Annotated in this window: 9 protein-coding genes; all 9 read right to left on the bottom strand. The window is 71.6% G+C overall.

Annotated elements, in window-relative coordinates:
* Nucleotides 1-99 precede the first annotated feature (99 nt).
* The 9 genes from D581_RS0125735 to D581_RS0125695 all read right to left on the bottom strand — a co-directional run bounded on the left by D581_RS0125735 (nucleotide 100) and on the right by D581_RS0125695 (nucleotide 12,940).
* Nucleotides 100-2,211, bottom strand: a complete 2,112-nt coding sequence (locus D581_RS0125735; RefSeq protein WP_018960065.1) for a phosphocholine-specific phospholipase C — start codon at nucleotides 2,209-2,211, stop codon at nucleotides 100-102.
* Between the two features lie 195 nt (nucleotides 2,212-2,406).
* A complete protein-coding gene (gene gatB, locus D581_RS0125730) occupies nucleotides 2,407-3,915 on the bottom strand; it encodes an Asp-tRNA(Asn)/Glu-tRNA(Gln) amidotransferase subunit GatB (protein ID WP_026290907.1) in 1,509 nt (502 codons plus the stop codon).
* Nucleotides 3,916-3,932: 17 nt separating this feature from the next.
* Nucleotides 3,933-4,166 carry a hypothetical protein gene (locus D581_RS0125725; RefSeq protein WP_018492329.1) on the bottom strand — a complete coding sequence of 78 codons (234 nt, stop codon included), beginning with the start codon at nucleotides 4,164-4,166 and terminating at the stop codon, nucleotides 3,933-3,935.
* Between the two features lie 5 nt (nucleotides 4,167-4,171).
* The gene (gene gatA / locus D581_RS0125720) at nucleotides 4,172-5,674 is read right to left on the bottom strand and encodes an Asp-tRNA(Asn)/Glu-tRNA(Gln) amidotransferase subunit GatA (RefSeq protein WP_018960063.1); all 1,503 of its coding nucleotides are present in this window, start codon (nucleotides 5,672-5,674) and stop codon (nucleotides 4,172-4,174) included.
* A 5-nt stretch (nucleotides 5,675-5,679) separates the two neighbouring features.
* The gene (gatC, locus tag D581_RS0125715; protein ID WP_003966094.1) at nucleotides 5,680-5,976 is read right to left on the bottom strand and encodes an Asp-tRNA(Asn)/Glu-tRNA(Gln) amidotransferase subunit GatC; all 297 of its coding nucleotides are present in this window, start codon (nucleotides 5,974-5,976) and stop codon (nucleotides 5,680-5,682) included.
* Between the two features lie 346 nt (nucleotides 5,977-6,322).
* Complete coding sequence (locus D581_RS0125710) at nucleotides 6,323-8,545, bottom strand: bifunctional diguanylate cyclase/phosphodiesterase (RefSeq protein WP_018960062.1); 2,223 nt, start codon at nucleotides 8,543-8,545, stop codon at nucleotides 6,323-6,325.
* Nucleotides 8,546-8,893: 348 nt separating this feature from the next.
* Nucleotides 8,894-11,125 (bottom strand): NAD-dependent DNA ligase LigA, encoded by a 2,232-nt coding sequence (ligA, locus tag D581_RS0125705; protein ID WP_018960061.1) that lies wholly within the window; start codon nucleotides 11,123-11,125, stop codon nucleotides 8,894-8,896.
* A gap of 32 nt (nucleotides 11,126-11,157) precedes the next feature.
* The gene (locus D581_RS0125700; protein ID WP_018960060.1) at nucleotides 11,158-12,186 is read right to left on the bottom strand and encodes a methionine synthase; all 1,029 of its coding nucleotides are present in this window, start codon (nucleotides 12,184-12,186) and stop codon (nucleotides 11,158-11,160) included.
* Between the two features lie 64 nt (nucleotides 12,187-12,250).
* Nucleotides 12,251-12,940 (bottom strand): SDR family oxidoreductase, encoded by a 690-nt coding sequence (locus D581_RS0125695; RefSeq protein WP_018960059.1) that lies wholly within the window; start codon nucleotides 12,938-12,940, stop codon nucleotides 12,251-12,253.
* Between the last annotated feature and the right edge of the window lie 20 nt (nucleotides 12,941-12,960).

Below are 12,960 nucleotides of genomic sequence, written 5' to 3'. Positions count from 1 at the left end.
CAGAAGGTGATCCTTTGTCCGTTTCGTGGCCATGGTCACAGGGCTTGATCTGTTCCCCGCACGCGACAGACCAGGCCCTGTGCCCCAGGTTTGGCCGGGTCAGCCGGAGACGCTGGCGCGGCCGTTCTCGATGTGGCCCATGAGCCGACGCCGGAAGCCGTCCTCCCCGTCGACGGTGACGGCGAGGTCGTACCAGCCGTGGGCGTCGGCCGCCGAGTGCACGAGCGCCCGGCTGCGGCCCGGCTTGACCGTGACGCGGCGGGTCCAGTCCCGTACGTCGTCCTCGTCGACGTAGCCGAGCGGCCGCACCAGGAAGGTCAGGGTCCGGCGGCCGGTGTTGCGCAGGGTGAGGTGCAGGTCGCGGTCGCGGTGGTCGATGCGGGAGGCGACCTCGGCTCCCCCGTCGGCCGGTCCGGCGAACTCGCGCCGGAAGCCGTTCGGCCCGGTGACCGTGAAGCGGTACGCCTCCCCGGTCAGCGGGACGTTCCAGTGCGCGGTGTCGGGGACGTCCTTGTGCTGCGGGACCGGGAACTCACCGGCGTACGGGTACAGCGCGAAGTGCGCCGAGGACCGGCCCGTGTTGGCGAGCTCCACGCGCAGGGTGCCGCCCGACCGCCTCGCCCGGGCGTCCGGCTGGTACGGCAGGGGGCGCGCCGGGCGTGCGCCGGGCTCCTGCTCGGGGAGGTGCTGGACGGCGGGCGGCTTCGGCTGCCAGCGTCCGCTCAGCGGCGGTATCGCCGCCGGCTGCTCGACGGCGGGCTGCCGGCGGGCCCGGGTGAAGTCGAAGGCGGAGGTGAGGTCGCCGGTGACCCGCCGCCGCCAGTCGCCGATGTTGGGTTCCTTCACGCCGGTCCAGCGCTCCAGGAAGCGGATGACGGAGGTGTGGTCGAAGACCTCGGAACAGACGTACCCGCCGACGGTCCACGGCGAGACGACCAGCAGCGGCACCCGGATCCCGAGGCCGGTGGGCCGGCCCTCCCACTGTTCGTCGGCGACCTCGGGGGGTGCGACGGGCGGCGGGACGTGGTCGAAGAAGCCGTCGTTCTCGTCGTAGTTGATCAGCACGGCGGTGTGCCGCCACACGTCGGGGTGCTTGCCGAGCGCGTCGAGGATCTTGTAGACGACGGTGGCGCTGTGCACCGGCGAGGAGGTGCTCGGGTGCTCGGAGTCGATCGCCGAGGGGACCAGATAGGAGACGGCGGGAAGCGTCCCGGCCGCCACGTCCTTGGCGAACTCGTCCGCCAGCGTCCCGGTCGGCACCCGGCGCAGCCCCCGCTCGAACAGGCTGCGCTCGCGCCGGTCGAGAGTGGCGACACCCTCCTCCAGCAGCCCGAGGAGCCGGGTGCGCTCGGTCTCGGACGCGCCCCGGACCTTCGCGTAGAAGGCCTCCATGTAGGTGGGCCCGCCGGTCCTGGCCAGCGCCTTGCGGGCGATCGCCTTGAAGGTGGCGTAGAACTCGATCTGGTTGTCGGTGAAGTTCTCCCACTCGGTGTACGTGCGCCAGCTGAGCCCGGCCTTCTCCAGCCGCTCGGCGTAGGTGGACCAGTCGTAGCCGGGGTGGGTCCCCTCGTTGTACGCGTCGTTGCCGACGGCCCGCTTCCCGTTCGGCTCGAAGCCGGTCTTCCCGCTCCAGAGGTGGTTGCGGTTGGGGCTGGTGGAGGTGTGGACCGAGGAGTGGTAGGCGTCGCAGACGGTGAAGGTGTCGGCCAGCTCGTAGTGGAGCGGGATGTCGCGGCGGTCGTAGTACGCCATCGTCGCCGCGGTCTTCGCGCTGATCCAGCCGTTCATCCAGCCGCCGCCCCAGGCCTTCGCGCCACCGTTCCAGGAGTGGTCGAGGGCGCCGATGTACTGAAGGTCCTTCTTCTGCGCCTCGGCTGCCCCGCGCACCGGGAAGGGCAGCACGGTCGAGCCGGCCGCGGCGGGCTGTTCGAACACCGTTGTGCCGGTGGGCAGCTCGATGGCGTTGCGGTCGCCGAAGCCGCGTACGCCGCGCAGGGTGCCGAAGTAGTGGTCGAAGGAACGGTTCTCCTGCATCAGGATCACCACATGCTTGATGGAGCCGAGGCCTCCTCCTCCGCCGGACCCCGCGTGGGCGGGCTGCGCGGCGATGGCGGCCTGGAGCGACGGCGGCAGGAACGATCCGGCCGCAGCGGCGCCGAGCGCGCCGCCGCCCAGCGCGAAGAGCCGTCGCCGTGACATGTCCGTGGTCAAAAGAGCCTCCTGGTTCCGGTGGTTACAGCCGGGAAGCTAGTCAGCCCACGTGGCGTCGGGAAGGACTGCGCACGGACCGGTGGTGAACGTCCAAGAGGTCGGACCGGAAGTCCAACAACGCGAAGGGGCGGTGCACCCGCACTGTGCGGGTGCACCGCCCCTTCGGGACGTGCTCGGTGGATCGAACCCGGGTGATCAGCCCTCGACGCCGAGCTTCTCCAGGATCAGCTCGCGCACGCGTGCCGCGTCCGCCTGGCCGCGGGTGGCCTTCATGACCGCGCCGACGAGCGCGCCCGCCGCCGCGACCTTGCCGCCGCGGATCTTGTCCGCGATGGCCGCGTTGCCCGCGATGGCCTCGTCCACGGCCGTGGACAGCGCGCCCTCGTCGGAGACGACCTTCAGGCCGCGCTTCTCGACGACGGTGTCCGGGTCGCCCTCGCCCGCGAGGACGCCCTCGATGACCTGGCGGGCCAGCTTGTCGTTGAGGTCGCCCGCGGCGACGAGCGCGGCCACCCGGGCGACCTGCGCCGGGGTGATCGGCAGCTCGTCCAGACCGCGGCCGGTCTCGTTGGCGTTACGGGCCAGCTCGCCCATCCACCACTTGCGGGCCTGGTCCGAGGGTGCGCCCGCCTCGGTCGTGGCGACGATCAGGTCGACCGCGCCCGCGTTGAGGATGGACTGCATGTCGTGCTCGTTGACGCCCCACTCCTCCTTGAGCCGCGCCCGGCGCAGCCGGGGAAGCTCGGGGAGGCCCTTGCGCAGCTCCTCCACCCAGTCGCGCGGGGGCGCGACGGGGACCAGGTCCGGCTCGGGGAAGTAGCGGTAGTCCTCGGCGTTGTCCTTGATGCGGCCGGCCGTGGTGGAGCCGTCCTCCTCGTGGAAGTGCCGGGTCTCCTGCACAATGGTGCCGCCCGAGGACAGCACGGCGGCGTGCCGCTGGATCTCGAAGCGCGCGGCCCGCTCGACGGAACGCAGCGAGTTCACGTTCTTCGTCTCGGAGCGGGTGCCGAACGCCTCACGGCCGTGCGGGCGCAGCGACAGGTTGACGTCGCAGCGCATCTGGCCCATCTCCATGCGGGCGTCGGAGACCCCGAGGGCCTTGATCAGCTCGCGGAGCTCGGCGACGTACGCCTTGGCGACCTCGGGGGCACGGGCGCCTGCTCCCTCGATCGGCTTGGTGACGATCTCGATGAGCGGGATGCCGGCCCGGTTGTAGTCGAGCAGGGAGTGGGACGCGCCGTGGATACGGCCGGTGGCGCCGCCGACGTGCGTCGACTTGCCGGTGTCCTCCTCCATGTGGGCGCGCTCGATCTGCACCCGGAAGATCTCGCCGTCCTCCAGCTGGACGTCCAGATAGCCCTCGAAGGCGATCGGCTCGTCGTACTGCGAGGTCTGGAAGTTCTTCGGCATGTCCGGATAGAAGTAGTTCTTCCGGGCGAAGCGGCACCACTCGGCGATCTCGCAGTTGAGCGCGAGGCCGATCTTGATGGCCGACTCCACGCCGATCTCGTTGACGACCGGCAGCGCGCCGGGCAGTCCGAGACAGACCGGGCAGGTCTGGGAGTTGGCGTCCTGCTTCAGCTCCGTGGAGCAGCCGCAGAACATCTTCGTCTTGGTGCCAAGCTCGACATGGACTTCGAGGCCCATGACGGGGTCGTAGGACGCGAGCGCGTCCTCGTACGACACCAGGTCAGTGACAGTCACGGTGAAACTTATCCCTCTCAGCCCAGCAGAACGTCGTCGTCGCCGAGACGCTTCAGTTCGCGATAGAGGATCGCGAGTCCGGTGACGATGGCGGCCGCGGAGACGGCCGCGTCGACGAGCCGCAGCACGTCGTTGTCCTGGCGGGCGAGCTTCGCCTGCTTGGCGATGCTGATCGCGCCGAACGCGGTACTGCCGAGCGAGACGTACAGCCCGGTCTTGGACTTCTTGAAGTTACTGGCCTTCTTTGCCATGGCACTCACAGCGACGGAGCCTCCTCAAGCAGCGGGTGCCCCCACTTTTCCACGAAGGCGGCCTCGACGGCGGCTCCGACCTTGTAGAGCCGGTCGTCCTTCATGGCGGGGGCGATGATCTGCAGTCCGACCGGCAGACCGTCCTCCGGGGCCAGGCCGCAGGGCAGCGACATGGCGGAGTTGCCGGCCAGGTTGGTCGGGATGGTGCACAGGTCGGCGAGGTACATGGCCATCGGGTCGTCGGCGCGCTCGCCGATCGGGAAGGCGGTGGTCGGGGTCGTCGGGGAGACGATCACGTCGACCTGCTCGAAGGCCTTCTCGAAGTCCTGGGTGATGAGGGTGCGGACCTTCTGGGCCGAGCCGTAGTACGCGTCGTAGTAGCCGGAGCTGAGCGCGTACGTCCCCAGGATGATGCGGCGCTTGACCTCGTCGCCGAAGCCCGCCTCGCGGGTGAGCGCGGTGACGTCCTCCGCCGACTTCGTGCCGTCGTCGCCGACCCGCAGGCCGTAGCGCATGGCGTCGAAGCGGGCCAGGTTGGAGGAGCACTCGGACGGGGCGATCAGGTAGTACGCGGAGAGCGCCAGGTCGAAGGACGGGCAGTCCAGCTCGACGATGTCCGCGCCCAGCGACTTCAGCAGCTCGACCGACTCGTCGAACCGCTGGAGGACACCGGCCTGGTAGCCCTCGCCGCGGAACTGCTTGACGACGCCGACGCGCATGCCCTGTACGGAGCCGTTGCGGGCGGCCTCGACGACCGGCGGGACCGGTGCGTCGATGGAGGTCGAGTCCAGCGGGTCGTGCCCGGCGATGGCCTCGTGGAGCAGCGCCGCGTCCAGGACCGTACGGGCGCAGGGCCCGCCCTGGTCGAGGGAGGACGAGAAGGCGACCATGCCGTAGCGGGAGACGCCGCCGTAGGTGGGCTTGACGCCGACCGTGCCGGTGACGGCCGCGGGCTGGCGGATCGAGCCGCCGGTGTCCGTGCCGATGGCGAGCGGGGCCTCGTAGGAGGCCAGCGCGGCGGAGGAGCCGCCGCCGGAGCCGCCGGGGATGCGGGTGAGGTCCCAGGGGTTGCCGGTGGGGCCGTAGGCGCTGTTCTCGGTGGAGGACCCCATGGCGAACTCGTCCATGTTGGTCTTGCCGAGGATGACCACGTCGGCGGCGCGCAGCTTCCGCGTGAGCGTGGCGTCGTACGGCGGGACCCAGCCCTCAAGGATCTTGGAACCGACGGTGGTCGGCATGTCCTTGGTGGTGAAGATGTCCTTCAGCGCCAGCGGGACGCCGGCGAGCGGGCCGAGCTTCTCGCCCGCCTCCCGCTTCGCGTCCACGGCACGGGCCTGGGCCAGGGCGCCCTCGCGGTCGATGTGCAGGAAGGCGTGGACCTTCTCGTCGACCGCGTCGATCCGGGCCAGGTGGGCCTCGGTGACCTCGACGGCGGTCAGCTCGCCGGAGGCGATCTTTCCGGCGATCTCGGCCGCGGTGAGCTTGATGATGGTGCTGATGTCCGTCATGGTGATTAGTCCTCCCCCAGGATCTGCGGCACCTTGAAACGCTGCTGCTCCTGGGCCGGGGCGCCGGAGAGCGCCTGCGCGGGGGTGAGCGACGGACGGACCTCGTCCGCGCGCATGACGTTGGTCAGCGGCAGCGGGTGGGAGGTCGGCGGTACGTCTTGGTCGGCGACCTCGGAGACGCGGGCGACCGCGCCGATGATGTCGTCGAGCTGACCGGCGAAGTGATCGAGCTCTTCGCCCTTCAGCTCCAGACGCGCCAGCCGGGCGAGGTGGGCGACCTCCTCGCGCGTGATGCCAGGCATGCAGCGATCCTCAGGGGTTGGTGTGTGGTTTTGGGCTGGGGTCGGCGGCACATGTGCCTCGTCCGTCCGAAGGACGGGCCGCGCGGCATCCGGTACGTGCGATCGCAAGGCGCCGGAGCGCCCTCGTGGCGGAACCACGTGGGCGTTTCGGCAACGCGGCGAGCGTGCGTGCCAGGCGTCGCGCGGCAGGTGGAAATGTGCCACCGACCCCCAATCCTATGGGGTCTCCCGGAAGCGGGTGCCCCGCCCCGATCGGGCTACGCCTTTCCGGGCGGCGGGCCCGGAAAGGGGCGAGCCCCGGGCCGGGGCCGGGGCTCGGGGGAGGGTGTTCGAAAGGGGCGGCTAATCAGGAGCTCTCGGTCTCCGCCGTCCCGTTCATCGCGCCCTTCACCGTCCCGTTCATCGCGCCCTTCACCGCCCCGTTCACCGCGCCCTTCACCGCCCCGTTCAGCGACGCGTTCATCGAGCCGGTGGCCGACCCGGTGGCGGCGGCGGCCGCCGCCCGGGCCTTCAGTTCGGCGGGCCTGCGCCAGCCGTGCTCGCCGCGGGCCCGCAGCCAGGCCGTCGTCTCCTGCGGCGGCATCGCCGCGGCCACCAGCCAGCCCTGCACCGCGTCGCACCTGAGGTCCCGCAACCGCTCCCACGTCTCGTCGTCCTCGACGCCCTCGGCGATGACGACCAGGCCGAGCGAGTGGGCCAGGTCGATGGTGCAGCGGACGATCTCCGCGTCCTCGTGGTCGACCGCCAGCCGGGCCACGAAGGACCGGTCGATCTTCAGCTCGCTGACCGGCAGTCTGCGCAGGTGGACCAGGGAGGAGTAGCCGGTGCCGAAGTCGTCGAGGGACATCTTCACGCCGTGCGCGGTGAGCCCGGCCAGGGTGTCGGCGGCACGCTGCGGGTCCTCCAGCAGCACATGCTCGGTGATCTCCAGTTGGAGCGCTCCCGCGGGCACACCGTGACGGGCGAGCCGGGCCGCCACGCTCCCCGCGAAGCCCGGGGTGTGGACGTCGCGCGGGGAGACGTTGACCGCTACGGGCACGAACAGGCCCTGCGCCCGCCAGCGGGCGACCTGGGCGAGCGCCGTCTCCAGGACGTACTCCGTGAGGTGCGGCATCAGACCGGAGGACTCGGCGATCGCGATGAACTCGTCCGGGGGGACCCGGCCGCGCTCCGGGTGCACCCAGCGCACCAGTGCCTCCAGACCGGCGACCTGCCCGTCGAAGCGGACCTTGGGCTGGTAGTGCAGCTCGACCTCGCTCGCGTCCAGCGCCCGGCGCAGGTCGCCGAGGAGCCCGAGCCGGTCGGGGGTGTTGCTGTCCCGCTTGGACTCGTAGACCTCCACGGCCGTACGGTCCCGCTTGGCCTGGTACATCGCGACGTCCGCCCGCCGCAGCAGGCCTTCGGCGTCCAGGGCGTGGTCGGGGTAGACGGCGACCCCCGCGCTGGCCTCCAGGACGAGGGTCAGCCCGTCGAGGTCGAGCGGGGAGGACAGCTCGGCGACCAGGTGGCGGGCGACCTGCTGGGCGCTGGTGGTCGAGTCGGTGTGCGGCAGCAGCACGGCGAACTCGTCACCGCCGAGCCGGGCGGCCTCCGCGCCGCGCGGCAGGGCGAGCCGCAGGCGCTCCGCTATCTGCAGCAGGAGCCGGTCGCCGGCCAGGTGGCCCAGGGTGTCGTTGACCGCGCGGAAGCGGTCCAGGTCGATGAGGACCAGGGCGGAGCGGGTGCCGACGGACTCCGCGTCCTCCAGCGCCGACCAGGTCCGCTCCAGCAGCCACTGGCGGTTGGGCAGCCCGGTCAGCGGGTCGCGCAGCTGCTCCTCGGCGCGGGCGCGGGCGATCCAGAGCGTGGAGTCGAGGGCGATCAGCGGCACCGCGAAGAGCGGCAGCAGGACGGGCATGGACATCGCGACGGCGCAGATCAGCGGAGCGAGCCCGAGGAGCGCGACGGCGACGAGTCCCTGCCGCAGCATCGCGGTACGGGCGATGGTGGGCAGCCCGCCGTTGTGCGGGGCCTGGGCGTACCACAGCAGGACCCGGGTGACGAGCAGATACGTCGATGCCGTCAGGAGCAGTTCCGGGACGGCCGCGATGCCCCAGTCGAGTGGCCGCCAGGGTTCCTCGACGGTGGGGACCTCGCCGAAGGCGGCCAGCACGAGGGCCGCGGCGCCGATGCCCAGCATGTCCACCCCGCCGTGCAGGAGCCCCTGCCACCAGCGGTGTCTGCGGGCGGTCCCGACGAGCACCACGACGGCGAGACTGACCAGCACGGCCGGGAGCCAGCCGAACAGCAGCAGCACGGCGAGGGTGAGGGCGGCCCCCGAGCCGGTGCCGCCCCACCACCGGTCGCGGCCGAGCGCCACCAGATGGCCGACGATGATCCCGGTGAGGACGGCGAGGGACCAGCCCACCGCGCCGTCCGGGAAGAGCGCGTGCCCCTGTTGGACGGTCCGGTAGGACCCGACCGCCAGCAGCGCCGCGGCGGTCCCCACGACGGCGGCGCCCACGGGGGGCGTGAGGCCGACGAAACCTTGCAGCCGCGACACCGGTGCGGCGCTCTCGGTCGGTTTCATTCCGTCCCTCTCACAGCCGGCGGTGCCGATGTCCCTCGGTGGCGCCCGCTCCCGTGGCACCACGGCCCGTCGAGCAGCCGTGCACGGCGGGCGCACCTCTCAACAGTAGGCCGCGAAAGGCTCCCAGGGGCAGCGCTCTACAGCTCTTGCCCTCATGCGAACCGACCACCCGTCACCATCTGCTATTGACCCGAACGGGTGGCGCGGCAGGGCCATTCGGGGAACGGCGGCCCCTTCTTCACCCCTCTGCCCCGTTTCCTTCCCCGTATATGCCGCGCCACGCCGGGGCGGCGTCTCGAAGGCGTCTCGATCCGGAGAACACCGGGCGAACGGAGGTCCGGCGGGTGGTTACTCCCCGCTGTCCTCCGGGTCGGTGCCGGGAGCGGCTTCCGGGGCGGGCAGGGCCGCCTCCTTCGCACGTTCGGGTCCCTGTTCGAGCAGGATCGCGAATCCGTCCTCGTCCAGCACGGGCACCTTCACCTGCATCGCCTTGTCGTACTTGGAGCCGGGGTTGTCGCCGACGACCACGAACGCGGTCTTCTTCGACACCGATCCGGCGACCTTCGCGCCCAGCGCCTGGAGCGCTTCCTTGGCACCGTCGCGGGTGTGGCCCGCGAGGGTGCCGGTGACGACGACGGTGAGTCCTTCGAGGGGGCGGGGGCCCTCGTCCGTCCCGGAGTCCTCGTCCGCCATGCGCACTCCGGCCTCGCGCCACTTGCGCACGATCTCGCGGTGCCAGTCCTCGGCGAACCACTGCTTGACCGAGGCGGCGATGGTCGGTCCGACGCCGTCGGCGGCGGCCAGCTCCTCCTCGCTCGCCTCGTCGATCCGGTCGATGGAGCGGAACTGACGGGCCAGCTCCTGGGCGGCGACCGGGCCGACGTGCCGGATGGAGAGCCCGGTGAGGATCCGGGCGAGCGGGGCTTCCTTGGCGGCGGCGATGCCTTCCAGCATGGCCACCGCGTTCTTCTTCGGCTCGCCCTGCTGGTTGGCGAAGACCGTGGCGATCTTCTCCTCGCCGGTCTTCGGGTCGCGCTTGGGCAGCCCGCTGTCCTGGTCCAGGACGTACGCCCGGATCGGCAGCAGTTGGTCGACGGTGAGGGAGAACAGATCGCTCTCGTCGCGCAGGACGGGCTCGGCGGGCTCCAGGGGCCGCGTCAGGGCGGCGGCGGCCACATAGCCGAAGTGGTCGATGTCCAGGCTCTTGCGTCCGGCGAGGTAGAAGACGCGTTCGCGCAACTGGGCGGGGCAGGTGCGGGCGTTGGGGCAGCGGAGGTCGATGTCGGCCTCCTTCATCGGGCGCAGTTCCGTCCCGCACTCGGGGCAGTGGGTCGGCATCTCGAAGGCCTTCTCCGTGCCGTCGCGCAGGTCGACGACGGGGCCGAGGATCTCGGGGATGACCTCGCCCGCCTTGCGGATGACGACGGTGTCGCCGATGAGGACGCCCTTGGCCTTCACCACGTTCTGGTTGTGCAGGGTGGCGAACTCGACCTCGGAACCGGCCACTTCGACCGGTTCGACCTGTGCGTACGGGGTGACGCGGCCGGTGCGTCCGACGCCGACGCGGATGTTGACCAGCTTGGTGTTGACCTCTTCGGGGGCGTACTTCCAGGCGATGGCCCAGCGCGGGGCGCGCGAGGTGGAGCCCAGGCGACCCTGGAGCGGGATCTCGTCGAGCTTGACGACGACGCCGTCGATCTCGTGCTCCACGGAGTGCCGGTTCTCGCCGTAGTACGCGATGAACTCCCGTACGCCGGCGAGGGAGTCGACGACCTTGTTGTGCTGGGCGGTGGGCAGGCCCCAGGCGTGGAGCAGCTCATAGGCCGCGGAGAGGCAGTCGATGCTCAGGCCCTCGTGGGCGCCGATGCCGTGCACCACCATGTGCAGCGGGCGGACGGCGGTGACCTTGGGGTCCTTCTGGCGCAGCGATCCGGCCGCCGCGTTGCGCGGGTTGGCGAAGGGCTTGTCGTCGGCGGCGACCAGCCGGGCGTTCAGCTCCTCGAAGTCCTCCATGGGGAAGAAGACCTCGCCGCGGATCTCGACGAGCGCGGGGATGTTCTCGCCCTTGAGGCGGTGCGGGATCTCGGCGATCGTCCGGACGTTGGGGGTGATGTCCTCGCCGGTACGGCCGTCGCCGCGGGTCGCCGCCCGGGTCAGGCGGCCCTGCTCGTAGGTGAGGTTGACGGCGAGGCCGTCGACCTTGAGCTCGCACAGGAAGTGGTGGTCGGGGGTGCCGACGTCCTTGGCGACCCGGTCCGCCCAGGCGGCCAGCTCCTCGTCGTCGAAGGCGTTGTCCAGGGAGAGCATGCGTTCGCGGTGGGCCACGGAGGTGAACTCCGTGCGGTAGGGCCCGGCGACCTTCTGGGTCGGGGAGTCCGGGGTGCGCAGCGACGGGTGCTCCTCCTCCAGGGCCTCCAGGGAACGCAGCTGCCGGTCGAACTCGCCGTCGCTGACGACCGGCTGGTCCTTCACGTAGTAGCGGAAGCGGTGCTCCTCGATCTGCTCGGCCAGCAGCGCGTGCTTCTCCCGCACGTCCGCCGGAACCGTGCTCTCCTGCTCCACCCGCTCTTCGCCCGCCATCGTCCCGTCCTCCTGTGTACCCGTCGTCCCCGTCACTCAGGGTTGTCCGCGAGCGACCTCGCCGCCCGGGCGCTGTGGGCGAGCGCGGTGCGGGCGTACGCGGGCGACGCACCCGCGAGACCGCACGACGGGGTGATCGTGACGGACTCGGCGAGAGTCCCCGGATTCAGCCCCAGCCTGCCCCACAACGTCCTGACCCCCATGACGCTACCGCCCGGGTCCGACAATCCCTCCGAGGCCGCGTCGGTGGAGGGCACCACGCCGAGGAAGAGCTGGGTGCCGCCCTCGACGGCTTCCCCGATCGCCTCCTCCTCACGCTCGGTGAGCAAGGAGAAGTCGAACGAGATCCCGTCGGCCCCGGCCCGCCGCAGCAGCGCGAACGGCACCTCGGGGGCGCAGGAGTGGACGAGCGTCGTGCCGTCCTCGCCCGCCGCGGCGAGGACGTCGCGCAGGGTCCCCTCGACGACCTGGCGGTCGACGGCCCGGTAGGTGCGGTAGCCGCTGGCGGAGCGGACCCGGCCCAGCAGGACGGCGGTCAGGGAGGGCTCGTCGAGCTGGAGGACGACCTGCGCCCCGGGCATCCGGCGGCGGACCTCCGCGAGGTGGGCGCGGAGCCCCTCGGCCAGCGACCCGGCCAGGTCGCGGCAGGCGCCGGGGTCGGCCAGCATGGCTTCGCCGCCGCGCAGCTCCAGCGCTCCGGCCAGGGTCCAGGGGCCGACGGCCTGGACCTTGAGCAGGCCCTCGTACCCCTGGGTGAACTCCTCCAGGGCGTCCAGGTCCTCCCCCAGCCAGGAGCGGGCGCGGCGGGTGTCGCGGCCGGGCCGGTCGCTGATCCGCCAGCCGCTCGGCTCGACGTGTCCGTACATCTCGACGAGCATGCCGATGGTCCGGCCGATCATGTCGGCGCCCGGCCCGCGCGCGGGCAGTTCCGCCAGGTACGGCATGCCCTGCCCGTCGGCGAAGGAACCGGTGACGGTCTTCGCCGCCTCCCTCGCGTCTCCCCCGGGCATCGACCCGATGCCGGTCGCCGGACACCCGCTGAACTTGCTCTTCTCGCTCACGCGGGAAGCCTACGGTCCGGGGCGGGGGCCCTGCTCCCCGGGAGGTCAGCGGCTCCCCGGGACGTCAGCGGCCGGGGCGGACGGTGAGATCGTTGACCTCGGCGTCGCGCGGCAGGTCGATCGCCATCAGGATCGTGGTGGCCACCGACTCGGGGTCGATCCAGCGGGCCGCGTCGTACTCCTTGCCCTCCTGCTGGTGCACCTTGACCTGCATGGGGCTGGCGGTGCGGCCCGGGTAGACGGTGGTGACGCGCACCCCGTTGCCGTGCTCCTCGTGGCGCAGGGAGTCGGCGAGCGCCTTGAGGCCGTGCTTGCTCGCGGCGTACGCGCTCCACCCGGCGTGGGCGGCGAGCCCCGCCCCGGAGTTCACGAACAGGACCTGGCCCTGGGAGACGCGGAGCTGCGGGAGCAGGAGGCGGGTGATCTCGGCGGGGGCGATCAGGTTGGCGTTGAGCTGGAAGTGCCAGGCCTTGGGGGTGAGCTCGCCGACTTCGCCGAGCTCGACGACGCCCGCGATGTGCAGCAGGGTGTCGATCCGCTCGGGCATGGGCTGCTGGCCGAACGACCAGGACAGCCGGTCGGGGTTGCCGAGGTCCCCGACGAGAGTGCGCGCGCCCGGGTAGCGGTCGGCGAACTCCTTGGCGCGGCCGGCGTCGCGGGCGAGCAGGACGACGTCGTCGCCGCGCTCCTGGAGACGGCGGGCGACAGCGGCCCCGATGCCGGAACCGGCGCCGGTGATGAGGTGGGTAGACATGGGGCGATCCTAGGACCGCA

The sequence above is a fragment of the Streptomyces sp. CNB091 genome, from assembly GCF_000377965.1.
This window is presented reverse-complemented; position numbering and strand designations above follow the sequence as displayed.

What these genes read in the sequence shown, in the direction of transcription:
- ligA (WP_018960061.1), bottom strand. Translation starts at nt 11,125, where the DNA reads ATGGCGGGCGAAGAGCGGGTGGAGCAGGAGAGCACGGTTCCGGCGGAC.
- gatC (WP_003966094.1), bottom strand. Translation starts at nt 5,976, where the DNA reads ATGCCTGGCATCACGCGCGAGGAGGTCGCCCACCTCGCCCGGCTGGCG.
- D581_RS0125725 (WP_018492329.1), bottom strand. Translation starts at nt 4,166, where the DNA reads ATGGCAAAGAAGGCCAGTAACTTCAAGAAGTCCAAGACCGGGCTGTAC.
- D581_RS0125695 (WP_018960059.1), bottom strand. Translation starts at nt 12,940, where the DNA reads ATGTCTACCCACCTCATCACCGGCGCCGGTTCCGGCATCGGGGCCGCT.
- D581_RS0125710 (WP_018960062.1), bottom strand. Translation starts at nt 8,545, where the DNA reads ATGAAACCGACCGAGAGCGCCGCACCGGTGTCGCGGCTGCAAGGTTTC.
- gatA (WP_018960063.1), bottom strand. Translation starts at nt 5,674, where the DNA reads ATGACGGACATCAGCACCATCATCAAGCTCACCGCGGCCGAGATCGCC.